Origin of the sequence: Pseudomonas sp. CCI1.1 (genome assembly GCF_034348165.1) — a bacterium.
Taxonomy (GTDB): Bacteria; Pseudomonadota; Gammaproteobacteria; order Pseudomonadales; family Pseudomonadaceae; genus Aquipseudomonas; species Aquipseudomonas paracarnis.
Genome location: NZ_CP133780.1, coordinates 347986 through 365826, shown reverse-complemented (window position 1 = coordinate 365826; position 17841 = coordinate 347986). Strand labels below are relative to the sequence as shown.

General features: G+C 58.6%; 21 protein-coding genes. 10 read left to right on the top strand and 11 right to left on the bottom strand.

All coding sequences use genetic code 11. From position 1 onward, the window contains the following. Positions 1–108 precede the first annotated feature (108 nt). The 3 genes from RHM69_RS01700 to RHM69_RS01690 all read right to left on the bottom strand — a co-directional run bounded on the left by RHM69_RS01700 (position 109) and on the right by RHM69_RS01690 (position 1962). Positions 109–618, bottom strand: a complete 510-nt coding sequence (locus RHM69_RS01700; protein ID WP_019821478.1) for a ferritin-like domain-containing protein — start codon at positions 616–618, stop codon at positions 109–111. A gap of 63 nt (positions 619–681) precedes the next feature. Continuing rightward, positions 682–1566: a manganese catalase family protein gene (locus tag RHM69_RS01695; protein WP_014718025.1), complete on the bottom strand. Its 885-nt coding sequence runs from the start codon at positions 1564–1566 to the stop codon at positions 682–684. A gap of 165 nt (positions 1567–1731) precedes the next feature. After that, positions 1732–1962: a hypothetical protein gene (locus RHM69_RS01690; RefSeq protein WP_014718024.1), complete on the bottom strand. Its 231-nt coding sequence runs from the start codon at positions 1960–1962 to the stop codon at positions 1732–1734. Between the two features lie 310 nt (positions 1963–2272). On the opposite strand from RHM69_RS01690, the gene RHM69_RS01685 reads away from it, so the two are divergent. The 3 genes from RHM69_RS01685 (at position 2273) to RHM69_RS01675 (ending at position 3242) form a co-directional block, all read left to right on the top strand. Next, entirely contained in the window at positions 2273–2455 is a 183-nt protein-coding gene (locus tag RHM69_RS01685; protein WP_003190457.1) for a general stress protein, read from the top strand. A 248-nt stretch (positions 2456–2703) separates the two neighbouring features. Beyond that, positions 2704–2958, top strand: coding sequence for a hypothetical protein (locus tag RHM69_RS01680; RefSeq protein WP_014718023.1), 255 nt, complete (start codon positions 2704–2706; stop codon positions 2956–2958). Positions 2959–2963: 5 nt separating this feature from the next. Further along, on the top strand, positions 2964–3242 hold the full coding sequence (locus RHM69_RS01675) for a hypothetical protein (protein ID WP_020303212.1): 279 nt from the start codon (positions 2964–2966) through the stop codon (positions 3240–3242). A gap of 19 nt (positions 3243–3261) precedes the next feature. Here RHM69_RS01675 and RHM69_RS01670 read toward each other — a convergent pair whose 3' ends face one another. Further along, a complete protein-coding gene (locus RHM69_RS01670; protein ID WP_019821476.1) occupies positions 3262–3762 on the bottom strand; it encodes a CinA family protein in 501 nt (166 codons plus the stop codon). 122 nt (positions 3763–3884) lie between these two features. Here RHM69_RS01670 and RHM69_RS01665 point away from each other — a divergent pair, with 122 nt between their 5' ends. Next, positions 3885–4283, top strand: coding sequence for a low affinity iron permease family protein (locus tag RHM69_RS01665; RefSeq protein ID WP_060767481.1), 399 nt, complete (start codon positions 3885–3887; stop codon positions 4281–4283). Positions 4284–4315: 32 nt separating this feature from the next. Here the strand turns inward: RHM69_RS01665 and RHM69_RS01660 are convergent, their stop codons facing one another. Further along, complete coding sequence (locus RHM69_RS01660) at positions 4316–5377, bottom strand: M28 family peptidase (RefSeq protein ID WP_200599417.1); 1062 nt, start codon at positions 5375–5377, stop codon at positions 4316–4318. Positions 5378–5569: 192 nt separating this feature from the next. Between RHM69_RS01660 and RHM69_RS01655 the strand changes: the two genes are divergently transcribed. From RHM69_RS01655 to RHM69_RS01635, 5 genes are all read left to right on the top strand, one after another. Beyond that, the gene (locus tag RHM69_RS01655; RefSeq protein ID WP_014718018.1) at positions 5570–6334 is read left to right on the top strand and encodes an OBAP family protein; all 765 of its coding nucleotides are present in this window, start codon (positions 5570–5572) and stop codon (positions 6332–6334) included. Between the two features lie 81 nt (positions 6335–6415). After that, positions 6416–7705: an SDR family oxidoreductase gene (locus RHM69_RS01650; protein ID WP_200599427.1), complete on the top strand. Its 1290-nt coding sequence runs from the start codon at positions 6416–6418 to the stop codon at positions 7703–7705. Between the two features lie 173 nt (positions 7706–7878). After that, complete coding sequence (locus tag RHM69_RS01645; protein WP_073842821.1) at positions 7879–8160, top strand: hypothetical protein; 282 nt, start codon at positions 7879–7881, stop codon at positions 8158–8160. Positions 8161–8262: 102 nt separating this feature from the next. Then, positions 8263–8520 (top strand): DUF6555 family protein, encoded by a 258-nt coding sequence (locus RHM69_RS01640; RefSeq protein ID WP_102666061.1) that lies wholly within the window; start codon positions 8263–8265, stop codon positions 8518–8520. After that, positions 8517–8756 (top strand): hypothetical protein, encoded by a 240-nt coding sequence (locus RHM69_RS01635; protein WP_166406311.1) that lies wholly within the window; start codon positions 8517–8519, stop codon positions 8754–8756. Before RHM69_RS01640 ends, RHM69_RS01635 begins: the two co-directional genes overlap by 4 nt. Positions 8757–9014: 258 nt before the next feature. On the opposite strand, the gene RHM69_RS01630 is transcribed toward RHM69_RS01635, so the two are convergent. After that, on the bottom strand, positions 9015–9872 hold the full coding sequence (locus RHM69_RS01630) for an SDR family oxidoreductase (RefSeq protein WP_014718015.1): 858 nt from the start codon (positions 9870–9872) through the stop codon (positions 9015–9017). A 308-nt stretch (positions 9873–10180) separates the two neighbouring features. Here RHM69_RS01630 and RHM69_RS01625 point away from each other — a divergent pair, with 308 nt between their 5' ends. Further along, the gene (locus tag RHM69_RS01625; RefSeq protein WP_200599415.1) at positions 10181–14326 is read left to right on the top strand and encodes a CheR family methyltransferase; all 4146 of its coding nucleotides are present in this window, start codon (positions 10181–10183) and stop codon (positions 14324–14326) included. 15 nt (positions 14327–14341) lie between these two features. On the opposite strand, the gene RHM69_RS01620 is transcribed toward RHM69_RS01625, so the two are convergent. The 5 genes from RHM69_RS01620 to RHM69_RS01600 all read right to left on the bottom strand — a co-directional run bounded on the left by RHM69_RS01620 (position 14342) and on the right by RHM69_RS01600 (position 17801). Further along, positions 14342–14857: a hypothetical protein gene (locus RHM69_RS01620; protein ID WP_060763616.1), complete on the bottom strand. Its 516-nt coding sequence runs from the start codon at positions 14855–14857 to the stop codon at positions 14342–14344. A 14-nt stretch (positions 14858–14871) separates the two neighbouring features. Then, positions 14872–15093 (bottom strand): PLDc N-terminal domain-containing protein, encoded by a 222-nt coding sequence (locus RHM69_RS01615; RefSeq protein WP_003190416.1) that lies wholly within the window; start codon positions 15091–15093, stop codon positions 14872–14874. 313 nt (positions 15094–15406) lie between these two features. Continuing rightward, positions 15407–15793 (bottom strand): nuclear transport factor 2 family protein, encoded by a 387-nt coding sequence (locus RHM69_RS01610; RefSeq protein WP_014718012.1) that lies wholly within the window; start codon positions 15791–15793, stop codon positions 15407–15409. A gap of 92 nt (positions 15794–15885) precedes the next feature. Then, positions 15886–16629, bottom strand: a complete 744-nt coding sequence (locus RHM69_RS01605) for an SDR family oxidoreductase (RefSeq protein WP_019821463.1) — start codon at positions 16627–16629, stop codon at positions 15886–15888. Positions 16630–16673: 44 nt separating this feature from the next. Then, on the bottom strand, positions 16674–17801 hold the full coding sequence (locus RHM69_RS01600) for an alkene reductase (RefSeq protein ID WP_200599414.1): 1128 nt from the start codon (positions 17799–17801) through the stop codon (positions 16674–16676). Positions 17802–17841: the final 40 nt, after the last annotated feature.

Below are 17841 nucleotides of genomic sequence, written 5' to 3'. Positions count from 1 at the left end.
GGTTCACCTCCAGATACGTGGTACGTGTTCCATGGACCGTGAAAACGCTGCGCAGTGCCATCTTGTGCCGAGCGGACGCGGCGCCCCCCAAGGGCACCGCACGTGTCATTAACGCTTGGCTTGTGTGTCAGGCGCCTCAGAGCGTTGCAAAAACGCTTGCGTAAGCTCTGGCAAGTGCTCGAGCAACCACTGAGCCATGGCGACTTCCTGGGGTAGAATCTTTTCGCACGCCGCTTGTGTCTCGGCATCACCCGCTGCCTTCGCGGCCGCGATGAGCACCGTGTAGCTGGCCACTTCCATATTTTCAAACACGTAGCCGGCCATCGCGCCCTTGATCACCTCGTCACTCATCAGCGAGCCACCGACCGCCTGACCGAAAGCCATCAGCTTGCCGCCCACGTCTTTAAGGGTCGAAGCACTGCCTCCCAAACGCGTCAGGCATTCGTCAATCAGTTGCTGCTGCCCAAGGGTTTCCTCAATGTGCTCGTCAATTCGCGCCTTTAGTTGGGGGTAATTCTCCAGGCGCTCGGACTGTGCCTTGAGCATTTTCTCGGCCTGTTGCTCCATCGCATGGGCATCACGTAGCCAGTCGAGCAGGTTTTCCTGTGGGGTTGCCATGTCGTTGTCCTCGTCAAGAAAGTCGAAAGCACCGCACGCCCTTCAGCGTGCGGCTGTTCTCAATCAAAGGTCGGGCTTGGGCTTGAGGCCCGCCCCCAGGTCAGCGCCGGTGGTGGGGTCGCTGGTGGGGTCCGAGAGCGTGCGGATTTTCATCGCGCTCAGCACCGCTTCATCGTCGGCGTCCAACTGCACGCTGGCGGTGCCGTCACCGCCATCGACCGCCGGTTGTGGGTTTTCCACAAACTCCCAACCGTCACCCTGGTTCCAGGGCCCGCGCAGGTTCTCCGCGCCTTGGGACATGTTGAAGTACACCTGGGTGAACTCCGGTTTGCCCGGCAACTTGCCCTGGGGAAAATTCGGCTGGATCGCATGCAGCGCTTTTTCGAAGGATATCTGGTGAGCGATTTCCCGCGTCATCAAAAACCCCAGCGCATCTTTTACACCCGGGTCATCGGTGACGTTCATCAACCGCTCATAGACAATTTTGGCCCGGGCTTCGGCGGCGATATTCGAGCGCATGTCTGCGGTGGGTTCACCAATAGTGTCGATGTAGGCGGCGGTCCACGGCACGCCGGCAGAGTTGGTCAAAGGCGAACCCGCCCCGTACAGCAGGCTGGTGATATGCGAGTCATTGCCGGCGCCATTGAGGGCACGATACAACTCGCCCTCCTCTTCCACGCCTTCGGCCATTCGCCCCTTGGCGCCCTTGTTGAGCATGACAATGATGGAGCCGACGATCTCCAGATGGCTGAGTTCTTCGGTGGCGATGTCCATCAGCAAATCTTTGCGCCCCGGGTCGTCTTCCGCCAAGGCTTGGGTGAAGTAACGGGACGCGGCGGCCAACTCACCTTGAGCGCCGCCAAACTGTTCGAGCAAAAGGTTAGCCAGGCCCGGGTTGGGCTCGGCGACACGCACGGTGTATTGAAGTCGCTTGTTATGTAGAAACATGAACAAATCTCCTCAGGCTTACGGAAAAAGGCGCCCTGCTGGAATGCGCGCCTACCTTGCATGGGAAGTGGCCTGCGCGTGGAAAATTTCAAAATAAACCGGCGCCTCACGACCAGCGGTAATGCGCTGCAGGCCAAGCGAAACGGCACTTGTAGCGCAGTTCTCTCAATTGGCGCCGTGGTTTTCCGACTCGGGCACGGCGTCGATGCCGGGCGTACCGCTGGCGGGTTTGATGGTGGCGTCAGCGGGTGTTGCGGCGCTGTCGGGATGGTCCCAATCGGTAGTCGCGTTGGGGTCTTCGTCGCGCCCGGCAGTGCCGATGACGCAACCGTCTTCATTGGGTGCGTCTGGATGCTCGAGCGGCCGGTACTGTGGGTTGGATGGGTTGTGTTTCATGGCTGAAAAGCTCCCGTTCACAGGTTAGGAACCACACCCTTTTTTAGAGTGCGACGAAAAAGACGAATGGCAGGACCGCTAACTAAACCAGCCGTTTCGATCTGATTAATATCAAAGCGCTGGCCGGCAATAAAAGTTATACGAAGCGGCGCATCAACCGCATCTTTGTATAACTTTTTTCAACCAAATTACCGTTCGTCGCCGGTTAGAAAAATCGGTAAAACATTTTTCAAAAAGCCAATATCGGAATAAGTGTCCGTTGCGAAACGGCCAACTAACGAAACGCAAACTTAGCGACTGGAGAACTATCATGACTACAGGTAATAAAAACCCGGGCAACTTTGCCAATGATCGCGAAAAAGCCTCCGAAGCCGGTAAAAAAGGCGGCCAGGCGTCGGGCGGCAACTTCGCCAACGACCGTGAAAAAGCCTCGGAAGCCGGCCGTAAAGGTGGGCAGCACAGCCATGGCGGCGGTCGGAAGTCGGGTTCTTGAGTAACGGTGGGAGGGGCAGCCTGGCTGCCCCTTCAAACCCAATAGTTTGAACAGGCTACACCTTATAATCCCCCCTCATCCTGCCCGCTTGATTTAACAACGAGCGAACCTTCAGCCAAAGTTTCAAGTAGAGGCTTTCGACGCAAAGTTGTGGACGACCCTTCTTACAAAGCTATCACCTTGCCAGTATTTACGCCCCGTCATTATGAGCTAGCCTTACCGCGCTGAGTCCTTTATGCGGTGAACTCATGGATACGTTAACGAAAGCCGAAATCGAAACGGCCCTGTCCGCTCGCCTTCCCAAGTGCGCGGTCAAGTGCGCACTCAACGCGGACGGCAGCCTTTCAGTCACTGTAACGGCGCACGGTATGGACCAATTCACCATCGCCAACATCAACCGCGCCCACTACCACGGTGTTTCGGGGATCAACCGGCTTGTGCGGGAAATACGTGAAGAAATGGTCATCGCCAGACAGTCTTTCTGGCTGTCATCGGTGGGGTAACAGATATGCCAGACGCTACTGACGCAACGTTGCAACCGGTCAACATTCAATACCTGCATGACACGCTGTTCGGTGTGAACACGCTCGCCAGCGAATGCATGGGGCAACTTGTGCGCACTGCGCCCGGCGTGCAGTTGCGGCTTGCACCGCCATGGCCAAAGCTATTGCCGAAGGCCCACTGGATTAGCTTTGAATGGAATGGTCAGGCCTATCGTGGCGTGGTGCAGGAGGCTGAATCCTTGACCAACGGCGACTTGCTGATGGACATCGAACCGCAGCCGTAAACGCGCGCACTTGGCAGCATTAGGCGCGTTCACCGGCCATCGCCCGTTGGTGAAAATGCGGCAGCCATTTCAATGCATGAAGAGACGCGGCCAACTGCACCTGCTCACGAGAACCCATAAAGCGTTCCTTGCGACTGAACACACTCAGTGCCCCGCCGTTTCGATAGGCCCAGGCAAAACAGACAGTGCCTGGGGGAATGCCATCAATTCCATCCGGCCCCAGCAGGCCAGTGGTGGCGACCGCCACATCAGCGGGGCTGTCGCGCAGCGCGCCTTGGGCCATTTCCTGGGCGACCTCACAGCTGGTGAGATTGAAGGTATCGATGGTATAGCGACGCACGTTCAACAGCCGCTGTTTCGCTTCTGGCGAATACACCACGTACCCGCTTTCGATCCACGAACCGCTGCCGTCGACCTGCGAAAGCAAGGTGATGATCTTGCCTGCGGTACACGACTCCGCCGTCGTGATGACCAACTGATGGTGCTTGAGGTATTCAACGATAGAAGCAGCGACCGACATGCTGAGTACTCCTGTGCAAGAGGGATTTGCTCATTGATTTTTGTCAAAAAAAACGATTTGTAAAAAAGAATTTCGAAATTCTGCTGGGGTCTATAGAGGAACATCCCCCAGGAGACAGCACCATGAAGTTCGCGAAATTCTGCCAAAAACTCTCCAACCAGGCGGGCAGCTCAAAAACCTTTCTGACAGCCGTCAGCTTGATTGCTGTTTGGGCGCTCACCGGGCCTTACTTTCATTACAACGACACCTGGCAGTTAATCATCAACACCTCCACTACCATCATCACCTTCCTGATGGTGTTCCTGATCCAGAATACCCAGAACCGCGACAACGATATTCTTCATCTGAAACTGGACGAGCTGATTCGTGCCACCAAAGAAGCTCACAATGCGGCCTTAAGCCTGGATAAGCTTGGGTCGCGAGAGTTGCAAAAATTGCGCGAGCAATACAGCAAGCTGGGGCAACCCAATGCGGCCGATGACATCAGGCAGGAGACAGATTCTCCAAGCGGCCCAATCTGAGCCCCACCGGTCAGCGTACCTTGCACCGTCTATCAGGCTGCAAGGTACTCGGCCAATGTCGCGGCACAGGCCTGCACCGCCCCATCCAGAATCAATTCATAACCATGGGTATTTTCCGTTGGAATGGCCAGGCAGCCGGCGCGGGCGCAGGTCCCGTTACTCATGACCGCACTGGCATCCGAAGCGAAATCCACCAACAGCGCATATTGGGGGCTGTAGCCGCAGCGCTCTGCGGCAGCCGCCAGGTCGTTGACCACCGCCCGGGTGTAATAGCCTTTCTGGTCCCCCGTATTGATGATCGGGTCGACGGCCAGGCGCGTGCCGTATTCCTGCATGACCGGCCCCACCTCCACCGCGATGGTGGTGTCGCCGGGTAGCGTCGACGCGGCATACATTGCCCCGGCATTGCACTCCTCTTCGAGCGTGGTGAATACCAGATAGACATCCCTGGCCAACGCCTCCCGGCGCGAAGCCAGCAGCTGGGCTGTATGCAGAACGGCAGCAATCGGGGCGCGGTCATCCAGAAAATGCGCGGCAATGGCATCGCCCACTTGGAAGGGCTCACGCCAATGACGGCTCAGAACCACACGGCTTCCGGGCCGAATGCCGTACTCGCACAATGCCTGGGCAGTGCATCGCGTGATCACATGAACGTCGTTCCAGTGCACATCGCCCGAGAGCACATCAGCCCCTTGTGCCGTATTACTGGTGGCGTGCATCGAGCCAAAGGACAGCACGCCAGGAAGGATGCGTGCGTCCCCCAGGATATCCACCGGGCACACGCCAAAGTTGACCGGGTTGGCCCCACCCAGCGCCGTCACCCGCAACGTGCCATCCGCCTCGACGCGTTTAACCACCATGGCGATTTCATCCATATGTGCCATGACTTTAACCGCACCGGCAGGCTCGGCATCGTTGTGCTTGCCATTGATCAAACCCACCACATTACCCGCCCGATCGACCCAGGCCTCATCGCACAACGGCGTCAGGCTTTCCAGGCAAATGGCGCGCACCTCGTCTTCCTGACCGCCCGGCCCGCGTGCCCGGAGCAATTGGGTAAGCAGCGTCGACGCTCGATTTTCAGTCTTGTGCATGGGATGAACACCTCACTGGCAGGTAAGCAATTGCGCTGTCAGCGCCTCTATAAAAAACGACCTGATGAATGAGTGAGTGTTCAACTCAAAGCATTTTGAACGCCCTGTACGCGCGTCTTTCCAACGAGAACAGGATCAGCCCTGACGCAGATCCTCGAACGTGACCATACCGGCAACAGGAGGCAGCCGACCATGACTGACACCCCAACCCATCGAGTGACAAAATCCCTATCCGCCGCAGTTGCGCTGTCCCTGCTCAGCGCCTGCGCTGGCAACAACTCACCTTCGAATGTCGAGGCACCTGGGAAGCCGACAACGCCTTCGACCCGAACGCTGGAAGCCGGCGCCGCCCTGCTGCAATCACGCCCACCGATTGATGCCCTGAACGCCTACCTGGACGGTTTTCACTTCTACAACGGCCATCCCGATGTGCAAATGGAAGCCCATCACTACTGCGCAATCCTCAACGAGGAGGTCATCCAGTGTGTGATCTACGACGGCAACCGCAAGGATGCCAAGTTGATGGGCGTGGAGTACATCATCAGCGAGGCGCAGTTCAACACGCTGCCCGCGCCTGAAAAGGCGTTGTGGCATAGCCATGTGCATGAAGTGAAGTCAGGGCAACTGGTCGCGCCGGGCATTCCTGAGGCGGCGGAACATGCGCTGATGGAGAAGCTGGTGCACACCTACGGCAAGACCTGGCACACCTGGCATACCGATCTGGATAAACGCCTGCCGTTAGGCGTGCCTCAGTTGATGATGGGGTTTACCGCAGACGGCCAGGCTGACCCGCGTATGGTCGCCGAACGAGATAAACGACTGGGCATCGACAGTGCCGACAAGAAAAAGACGCGTGCCGATATCCCCGCGCCGCCCATCGCGCCCGGCGCGGACGCGTGGCGCCAGGGCACGGTTATCCAGATCGCCGACCCGACCCTCAAGGCCCATCAACATTGACACCGCCATTCAGTCATTTGGATTGAACGATCATTTGCGGGCCCTTCTCTACCCCAAGACCAGCCAAAGGAGGATGTCATGATGATTGATACCGCAACCGGAATGAGGCCTGGCGAGCGATACGCCCTGGAAAACCTGGAGCGCACACCGAACTTCAGCGGGTTTTTCCTGGACGGAAAGTACTACCTGGGCCCTGAACTGATGACAGCAGTCGGATGGCTTGAGGGCCAGACGTTTATCTATGATGAGCTCGACGCCACAGGCGAACCGGTATTTCCCGACCGCGTCGCTGGCACCCTCGAGAACCTGACCCTGGTACTGACTGACGGTACCCGCTTGCAACTGCACCCGGTGCCCGTCCACGTGCCCGAGGATTCGCCTGGCGTCATGCAGGCCAAGGGGAAACTGCACGGCAAGACCGTGGTGATCACCGGCGCCTCCAGTGGCATTGGTCGCGCGGCTGCTCACGCCTTTGCCGAGCAAAGTACCCGCTTGGTATTGGCGGCCCGAGATGAAAAGGCCTTGGGAGAGGTCGCCGAGGAATGCGCTGCGCGTGGCGCCGAGGCCATCGCCGTTAAAACCGATGTAACCCAGGGCGACCAGATGCGCGCCCTTGCCGAACAAGCGGCGGCCTTCGGCAATGGCCGCATCGATATCTGGATCAACAATGCCGGAGTAGGCGCCGTCGGCAGTTTCGAGGACACGCCCCTGGAAGCCCACGAACAGGTGCTGCAAACCGACCTGCTCGGGTACCTGCGCGGCGCCCACGTGGCGTGGCCCTATTTCAAAGCCCAGCACCGCGGCACTCTGATCAACACCTTGTCGCTGGGCAGTTGGGTAGCCCAGCCCTATGCCGTCGCCTACTCGGCCAGTAAATACGGCCTGCGCGGCCTGACTGAGGCACTGCGCGGCGAGCTGACTGACTACCCGGATATTCATGTGTGCGACATCTATCCCGCCGTGATGGACACACCGGGCTTTCGCGATGGCGGCAATTTTACCGGCCACGAGTTGACGCCACCGCCACCGGTCTACGACCCACATAAAGTCGCGCAAGCGATGGTGGCCTGTGCGCTGCAACCGAGGGACAGCACCACGGTAGGCAGCGCTGCCACCGTGGCCCGCGTCGCGCATTTTTTGCTGCCCGGCTTTGCCCGGTTATCCGGTTGGCTCACCCGCCTCGGCCTGGAGCGCAGCCAGCGCGCCGCGACCTCTACGGGCAACCTCTACACCCCGGCAAGCGGCGAACGTCGTGTCGAAGGCGGCTGGCGGCAAACCCGCCGTACGCCCTATGGGATGGTTGCAATAGGCGCAGCGCTGCTAGTGGGCGGCGTTGTCGTTGCGCGCAAATATTCGGCTCGTCACAAATGAAAACGGGGCAAACCCCGAATAGCAGCCAGTCAAGCACAACTCCTCTGTGGGAGCGGGCTTGCTCGCGAAGGCGTCGGTCCATTAAACATTGATGTGACTGATCCACCGCTTTCGCGAGCAAGCCCGCTCCCACATTTGATCTTCGTTGTTCCCTTTACATGAGGTAACCCAGCATGTCTTACGACTACCAAGGTATTGCCAGTGTCATCACTGCCTCGCGCCATCTTGGAACACCTTCAGATGAATGCCTTAACGAATCAAAAAACATCCAAATGACAAGTAGCGGTAAACCGACCATCGCGCGCCTGGACTTTGACACGCCAATGGATTGGCCAGGCAATCCCAACTTTATCACCGTCAATTTGCCCGACGGATCCTCCGTCAGCGGTGTCATCGCCGAGCTGCAACGCCCGGCCGATGGGCCCGGATGGGTCACCTTTACGGTAGATGATTAGGCTTCATCCATGCCTTGCGCCCAGTCATCGAATTGTCGGACAACTTATTTGAATTATTTTTGACGTCAAATATCTGTAGTTCATGAGTATCAAGGAGGCCTCATGAAACACAACGACCTATTCACTATCGAGTACCAGCTGCATGGCGAGCCCAAGTCCTTCATCGTGCGCGCACCGCGCATGGACAATGCCGAGGCTTGGCATTGGGCCAGTTGTGACGCTGGTGTGGCGGTGATCCCCAAATTTGGGCAACACACGTTCAAGCGTGTGTCCAAACCGATGGCGGAGAAATACGGCATTACCCAGGTGCGCTGGAGTGGCGCGACACAGATTCAATGGGCGGAGGGCCTCAGAGGATGAACAGTCAGACTCTTGGTTACACAACTACAAACAGGCGGGACGACGAGGTCACGCGAAACGCCGAGATGTTCTTCGAAGCGGATCGATTGGACGCGTTGGCGTACGAGATCATTGAGTCCTACAGCGGCGATGCGCATACGTGGGCGCGGTTTACCGAGGCGAAGAAACGTGCGGATGCGCAGCGCACAGTGGCCTATCGGGAGTGGATGCGAATTCATCGTTCCAAGCGCAAATAACGTCAGCCTGCGATAGCGGCCTGACAACCCATCAGGATGTCAGGCCGAGTGTGTACCCCCTCGCGTTCACGCCCCTGACTCAGGGTCTGTCGAAGGCCCTCCGGGAGCAACACCGCCTTGCTCCTTTGCCTGTTGTCCGCCTGCCGGTGCCTGCGATTTATCGTTTCGCTTAGCCGCCGGCGGGCGCACCTTGCGCTCAGAAGGATTCGGTTCGTGGTGCTTCGAGGCTTCGCTCATACTGCCCTCCTCAATCACTGATCAAAGTATCGGCTTGCCACCCGTCACGCCGTAGCGTTCGCCGGAGATGTAGCTGCCTTCATCCGACGCCAGCAGCACATAGATCGGCGCCACTTCCACTGGCTGGCCTGGGCGTCCCAATGGGGTGTTGCCGCCAAAGTTTTTCACCATGTCCGGCGTCATCGTCGAGACGATCAACGGCGTCCAGATAGGCCCGGGTGCCACGCTGTTGACGCGAATCCCCCGCTCGCCGAGCATCTGCGCCAGGCCGGCGGTGAAGTTGGCAATCGCGCCCTTGGTGGCCGCATAGGGCAACAGGCTGGGGTTGGGCATATCGGAGTTGACCGAGCTGGTGTTGATGATCGAACTGCCCTCGGCCATATGCGGCAGCGCGGCCTTGCAGATGCGAAACATCGCGGTGATGTTGACGTTGAAGGTTTTCACCCAGTCCTCGTCGGGGATGTCTTCCAGCGATTGATAGGTCATCTGGAACGCTGCGTTGTTGACCAGCACATCGATGCGGCCGAACTTCTCCACGGTGTCGTTGACGATGGCCGTGCACTGCGCCGCATCGCCCAGGTCGCCGGGCAGTAACAGGCATTGACGACCCGCCGCCTCGACCCAGCGTGCGGTCTCCTTGGCGTCTTCATGTTCATCCAGATACGACACCGCCACGTCCGCGCCTTCACGTGCGAAGGCAATGGCCACGGCCCGTCCGATGCCGCTGTCGGCCCCGGTGACCAAGGCGATTTTATTGGCGAGCCGGCCCGAGCCTTGGTATGACTGCTCACCGCAATCGGGCATCGGGTCCATCTTGCGCTGCTCACCGGGTACGGGCTGTTGCTGGGCGTTGAAGGGTGGTTTTGGGTAGCTGTTCATCAGAACGTCTCCTGGGTGGGTTTCTCTTTGCGAGGGTTCGCCAGGAAGCGAAGTTCAGACGGATTTTCAGAAAATCGGATAACCGTGCAACCGCGATGGCCACTCGTCAGTTTGATTAAACCTTCCGCAGGTTGCGCGCCTCAACCGGCAGTAAGTGGTCCGTCGAATGACCGGGTGGCTTCAAGGCTTTTTTTGTTGGCAGCAGGTTTTCAGCTATATTTCACTGTCGGTTCAGCCCTCGCCCACGTTGTTCAAGTTCTTCCCCCTACACCCGTCTTCCTGTGCGCCGTTATCCAAGGTTGGTATTTATGAAGTCTGCCCCCCCGCGGTCCCCCAACGTTCCGCAACGCAAAGATCTGACCCCCAGTAACTTGAATTTTCCGATGGTGGGTATCGGTGCCTCGGCGGGCGGGCTGCAAGCCGTGAAAGCGTTCTTCGAGCACATGCCCAAAGACTGCGGCATGGCCTTCGTGGTGGTCCTGCATCTTTCGCCCGACCATCAAAGCGTGGCAGACAAGATCATCCAGGAAACGACCCGCATGCCGGTGTCGCAGGTCAATGACGCCACGCCCATCGAAAAGAATCACGTGTACGTCATCTCCCCGGCGCAGCTCTTGAAGATGAACGATGGTTACCTGGCGGTCTCGCCTGCCGTGCGCGAAGGTGGATCGCACATTGCCATCGACCTGTTTTTTCGCGACCTGGCAGACACCCATAAAGAACGCGCGTTTTGCCTGATCCTGTCTGGTACCGGCTCAGACGGTGCGGTGGGGCTGTCGCGGATCAAAGAACAAGGCGGTATCACCCTGGTACAGGCGCCGGAAGACGCCGAGTACGATGGCATGCCGCTGGCGGCCATCGAAACCCAGATGGTCGATCTGGTGCTGCCGGTGGTGGAAATGCCGCAAAAGCTGCTGGAACTGTGGCGCAATGCCCAGTCGATTGTGCTGCCCACCGCCAACGACCCTGAGATCAAGACCACCCCACCCAGTACCGAACGCGATGCCGCCGTGGCCGAGCAGCTGTTGCTGGATATTCTAATCCAGTTGCGCGCCAGTACCGGGCATGACTTCAAGCATTACAAGCGCGCCACGGTGTTACGTCGTATCGAGCGGCGCTTGCAGGTCACGGCCCAACCCGACCTCGCCACCTATTACAACTTCCTCCAGGCCAACCCGGACGAAACCAAGGCTTTGCTGGGCGACATGCTGATTGGCGTGACCAACTTCTTCCGCGACCGCGAGGCCTTCGAAGCCCTTGAGCGGGACGTGATCCCCAACCTGGTGAAGTCACTGGAAGACAGCGTGCCGCACCGTGAGGAGGTGCGCATCTGGTCGGCGGGTTGCTCCACCGGCGAAGAGGCCTACAGCCTGGCGATGCTGGTGGCCGAGCAACTGGCGCTGGACGCCAGCGGTGCAAAGATGCAGGTGTTTGCCACCGATATAGATGAGCGGGCCATTACCCATGGCCGCAACGGCGTGTACCCCGAAGCGATCATCACCGACGTACCGCCTCAACGGTTGCGCCAGTACTTTGCCAAGGAGAAGAACCAGCACTACCGGGTGCGCAAGGAAATTCGCGAAAAGGTGCTGTTCGCCAAACACAGCCTGTTGGCCGACCCACCGTTCTCGCAGATCGACCTGATCGTGTGCCGCAACCTGTTGATCTACCTGGACCGCGAAGTGCAACGCGACATCCTGCAAATGTTCCACTTCGCGTTGCGTCCCGGTGGCTACCTGTTCCTCGGCTCCTCGGAGTCGGCCGACGGCTGCCTGGACCTGTTTGTACCGGTGGACAAGCGCAACCGCATTTTCAGGGTGCGTGCCGGCTCGTCCGCCGTGCGCCGCGCCCCGACCATGCCGCGAGGCGGCTATCTGCGCCCGAGCGCCACGACGCTGGCGATTGAAACCAAGGCGCCCAGCAAGGTCTCGTTCGCAGACATCCATCTGCGCGCCCTGGAAAAAGCCGCGCCGCCCAGCGTCATCGTGAATATGCAGGCCGATATCCTGCACATGAGCGAAGGCGCTGGTCGATTCCTGCGCTACGTGGCCGGCGAGGTGACGCACAACCTGGTCACGCTGGTGCACCCCGATTTGCGCCTGGATATTCGCACCACGCTGTTCCAGGTCCAGCAGTCGAATAACCCAGTGTCCTCACGCAAGATCCGCATCCAACGCGAGCAAGGCCCCTTCCTGGTGGACATCAGCGCCCGCCCCTACCGCGATGAAGCGACCGAAAACGACTACGTGCTGGTGATCTTCCAGGAAACCGCCGTCGACCCGTTGCTGCCCGACATCGACACCGTCACCCAGGCCGAAAACGCGATCATGAGCAACCTGGAGCGCGAGCTGCAACGCACCAAGTTGCACTTGCAGGACACCATCGAACAGGCGGAAGTCTCCAGCGAGGAACTCAAGGCCTCCAACGAAGAAATGCAGGCCGTCAACGAAGAACTGCGCTCGGCCACCGAGGAGCTGGAAACCAGCAAAGAAGAACTGCAGTCGATCAACGAGGAATTGCTGACCGTCAATTTCGAGCTCAAGACCAAGGTGGAAGAGACGGACAAGGTCAACGACTACCTGACCAACCTGATCGCGTCCACCGACATCGCCACGGTCTTCGTCGACCGCAACATGCGCATTCGCTGGTTCACACCGCGGGCCACGGATATTTTCAGCATGCTGCCGGTAGACACCGGGCGCTCGTTGCTGGACATCACCCATCGCCTCGATTACCCGCAAATGACCGAAGACGCCACCACCGTGTTTGAGTCCCTGAGCATGATCGAGCGGGAGATCAGCAGCAACGACGACCGCTGGTACATTGTGCGGTTGCTGCCCTACCGCTCCAGCGAAGATCACATTGATGGCACCGTGCTGACCTTCATTGATATCACCAAGCGGCGTCAGGCCGAAGAGGAACTGCGCCTGGGCGAGGAGCGCATGCGCCTGGTCGCCGAGAGCACCCATGACTTTGCCATCATCATCCTCGATGACCATGGCGCCATCACCGACTGGAACACCGGTGCCGAACTGATCTTCGGCTACACCAAGGACGAGGTGCTGGGCGCTTACTACGATCTGATTTTCTCCCCGGAAGACCGCACCGCTGGCGTGCCGGAGAAAGAACTGCGCACCGCCCGCGAACATGGGCGTGGCGAAGATGAACGCTGGCATGTGCGCAAGGACGGCAGCCGCTTCTATTGCAGCGGCGAGGTCACCCAGCTCAAGAGCAATAGTTTGCGCGGCTACGTCAAGATTGCCCGGGACCTTACCGGCCACAAACGCACCCAGGACGAACAGAATCAGCGCTTGAAGGAAACCCAGACCAACAGCCATCTCAAGGATGAGTTCTTCGCGGTGATGTCCCACGAACTCAAGCATCCGTTGAACCTGATCCAGCTGAACGCCGAACTGTTGCGGCGCTTGCCCGCCACCAAGGTCGCGGGCCCGGCCATCAAGGCGGTCAATACCATCTGCGAAGCGGTGTCCAGCCAGGCGCGGATCATTGACGACCTGCTGGATGTCGCCCGGGTTCGCACGGGCAAGCTGAAGCTGAAAAAGCAACCGATCGACCTGATTCGCACCCTCAAGGACATTCATAGCGTGGTGCTTGCCGACGGTCATCGTCGCCAGGTCAGCCTTCAAACCCCTTCGGTGCCGGGCCCGTTGATCGTTGACGTAGACCCGACGCGCATCGAGCAAGTGATCTGGAACCTGGTCAACAACGCCCTGAAATTCACCCCCGAAGACGGCCAGGTGCAGTTGGTGGTCAGCCGCTCGGACGGGCGCGCGCAACTGGACGTCATCGACAGCGGCGCGGGCCTGGCCCAAGAAAGCCTGGAAGAAATCTTCGACCTGTTCGGGCAAGCGGAAAACCAGCACCAGACTCACCAGCGCGAAGGCCTGGGGATTGGCTTGTCGTTGGTGCGGCAGCTGGTGGAGGCCCACGGCGGTTCGGTGAGCGTGCATTCGCGAGGGTTGGGCTTCGGTTGCACCTTTTCGATCTGGTTGCCGCTGTGCGAACAGCAGGATCATCTGCTGGATAGCGGCGCTACCCAGAACGAAGATCAGCGCCTCAATGGCCTCAAGGTGTTACTGGTCGATGATTCAGCCGAAGTCCTTGAGGTGCTGAACATGCTGCTGGAAATGGAAGGCGCCCAAGTGAGCGCCTTCAGCGACCCGTTAAGCGCGCTTGAAACAGCCCGGGATGCCCATTACGACGTGATTATTTCGGACATCGGCATGCCGAAAATGAATGGCCATGAGCTGATGCAGAAGCTGCGTAAAGTAGGCCACCTTCGACAGGCTCCCGCCATTGCATTGACCGGCTACGGCGCAGGCAATGACCAGAAAAAGGCGACTGAATCAGGCTTTAATGCGCATGTCAGCAAGCCCGTGGGCCATGATTCGTTGATCTCCTTGATCGAAAAACTGTGCCGCTCACGCCGTTAGGGTTTGGGCTGACGGTCAAGGGTAGATGAACTGAGAGAAGCGCACGGACGCCCCTGTTGGTCGCGACACCTGGGTATCCACGCTGCCCACCGTGTCGCTGCGCAAGGTCAGGTACAACACGGCCTGGCCGGCGCTGTCACTCAGCATCCAGACGCTTACACCCTCCCCGGCCGCCCTGGCCTTGAGCGGCTGCGGCTGGAGCGTCTCGATATTGAAACCGCGCAGCAGCTCACCGCTCAACTCGACCTCCAGGGGTTGTTGCGCCTTGCCTTGCACATGAATCACCAGCCCATCGGAGGCGCCATTGCGTAAAAAGCGTTGGTACTCCACGCGCAACTGCCCATCGGCACTGCGCACTTCGCGAGTGCTCAGCGGCCCGCTGGAAAACAGGCCCGCCAGGCTCAGCCCCATCAGCACCAGCAGCGCGTACCAACCCACCCTTTCAAAGCGCCAGACCTTGCGCTGCAAGGCCATATCTTCCGGTACCGGGTAGTTGCGGCTCTGTAAGTCGTCGGGGTCTGGGTTGTTCATAGCGCGGCCCGGACTCAGCCCTTGCTGTGCTCGGGAGAAGACGGCCCCTTGGTGACACCCCTTGGGCCGGCAATCGCCCATATCGCGGCGCCCAGGAACGGCAGGACCACGACTACCGCACTCCAGCCTGCCTTGCTCGCCGAGGCGTTATCGCTGCGCCAGATGCTGTTGATGATCCACGCATCAAGCAGTACGAGGATCACTGCCAGGCCTATCCAGAAGTAAGTGGTTTGCATGATGCACCTCCAGGTTATGTAACTTTGGGTGCACAGGCGCAGGCAGGGTTCATTATTTTTAAGGGCCTACCGTTGGACTCATCGACACTGAGCAAGCAGACACCCAACAGCCCCATCGGACTCGCCGTCTTCGAGGCTGCTTTTGACAATCGCAGGGTGCCATTGCTGGATCTCACCAAACTTCTTCATCACGCTTCAGGCGCGTTGTGCACGGCGTTCAAAACAGCGGAGAATTCAACCATTGGCATCGTATGACCCTTTGAATAGACAGCCCGGCGATCCCGGCATCAGGCGTGCCGGGATCGGTTGATGCTTACGCGTCGAACTGGTGATACACCTTGGCAATCACCTTCCAGACACCCTCAATTTTGATCAGTGTCAGGTAGTCGTTGTAATCGGCGCCAATCGCATCGTTTTCCATATCGACACGTACTACTGCGGTGCTCGGCGTAATTGCCAATACGTCAAGGCGAGTGGTGATTTGGGGTGCGCCGCCGTTCTTCGCAACGAAATCAAACAGCTTGTTGATCGGGCCGCCGAGCAACTCGCCATTGGTGAACCCATACATCACTGCGTCTTGATGGAAGGCTTGTGCAACGCTTTGAGCATTACCGGTACGCAGACCTTCCACGTACTGATTGGCTGTGGCGATGACAGCGTCGTACTCGTGGGTGGGTACTGCCTTGATATTCTTCGACATGCTTGTTTTTCCTTTCATGGGGGATGAGATGCCACACCGCTCGCCTGACATAGCCGAGGGGTCTTGCTGAATGAGTCAATGACCGCCGCCCGCTACCAATCCTGGCGCGTCGGCGAGATGATCAAGTCATTGACGGTGACGTTTTCCGGCTGGTTGAGCGCGTAAATCACTGCACGGGCGACATCGTCAGGCCCAATTGCAATCCGGTTCAGCGCCTGGGCAGCCTTGCGCCCCTGCGGATCACTGACCTTGTCCGCCCACCCTGTATTGATGACGCCAGGGCTGATCGTGTTAACGCGAATACCGTGCTGCACGCCAAGTTCTTTGCGCATGGACTCGGTCATGGCCTGGACGAAAAACTTGGTCGCACTGTAGACACCCGCAGACGGCCCTACCTGATGCCCTGCAACAGAGTCCATATTGAGAATCTGCCCGGACTTCTGTTCCAACATGAACGGCAATACTGCAGCCGTCATGTTGAGGTAACCCTTGATGTTCACATCGATCATCTTTTCCCAATCCTGCACGGCCAGATCAACCCAACGGGAAAAAAGCATCAGGCCAGCGTTGTTCACCAGAATGTCGATGGCGCCGTATGTTTCACGGGCAAACCTGGCAAGTGCCTGGGTTTGATCCGGTTGAGTCACATCAGTAGTAAACGCGACCACCTCACTTGCGGCCTCGCGCAGGTCGGCGACGAAAGACTCCAACGCCTCTCCATCAAGGGCGGCGGCAACCACACGCGCACCTTGCGCTACCAGCGCCCGGGTGGTTGCCGCGCCGATGCCTGAGGATGCGCCCGTGACGATGACTACCTTGTTTTGCAGGTAATTCATGTTCAATACCTTTTTGCAATGAATGCTATTGCGACGCCTGCGCCTTAATTAGCGCGGGACCTTGCTAGTGAGGCGTCAGCGGTTGGCCAATCGATGTAACCTTTTGCACCCCCGCCGTAGTAACTCTCGCGTGGAGCGATGGTCAGCTCAATACCGCGACGCAGACGCTCGACGAGGTCGGGGTTGGAAATGAACAAGCGACCAAATGCAACCGCATCGATCCGGCCCTGCGCCCGGCGTTCGATTGCCATCGCCAGGTCATAGTTGTTATTGCCTATGAATGGCCCTTCAAACTGGGCACTCAGTGCATCCAGGTCCACGCCTTCGGGCATGGTGCGGGAGGTCGCCGTGGCGCCCTCAACAAAATGCAGGTACGCCAGGTTCAATTGATTGAGCTGCTGGATCAGGTAGCCATAAGTCGCCATGACATTGCTGTCAGGAGGCGTATTACCGGCATCAGGGGTCACCGGTGAAAGGCGAATACCGACACGGTCGTTACCCCATATCGAAACCACGGCTTCGGTGACTTCCAAGGTCAGTCGCACCCGGTTCTCAATGGAGCCACCGTATTGATCGGTGCGTTTGTTCGTGGAATCACGCAGGAATTGATCGAGCAGATAGCTGTTGGCCGAATGCACTTCTACGCCATCAAAACCGGCTCGCTTGGCGTTCTCGGCGGCCCGCTTGTATTGCTCGATGATCCCCGGGATCTCCGAGGTTTGCAGCGCACGAGGCGTCGACACCTCGACAAAGCCATTTTCGGTGTAGGTGCTACCTTCAGCCTTGATCGCCGAAGGCGCTACCGGCGCTTCGCCGTTGGGTTGCAACTCGACACTGGAAAAACGTCCCACGTGCCACAACTGACTGACAATTTTGCCGCCCGCCGCGTGCACTGCGTCGGTGACCTTTTTCCAGCCGGCCACCTGTTCTTGCGACCAGATTCCCGGAGTCATGGCATAGCCACGTCCTTGGGCAGAAATGTTCGTCGCTTCGGCAATGATCAAGCCGGCACTGGCACGTTGAGCGTAGTAAGTGGCGTGCATTTCATTTGGCACACCGTCGTCGGCCATCCGGCTACGTGTGACGGGCGCCATGACTATCCGGTTAGCCAATTGCAGCGCCCCCAGATGCATGGGAGAAAAAAGGTCGGTATCCGTGGTGATATCGGTCATAAAGCCTCTCGATAAATTAGACCGGTCGTCTAGTAAAGTG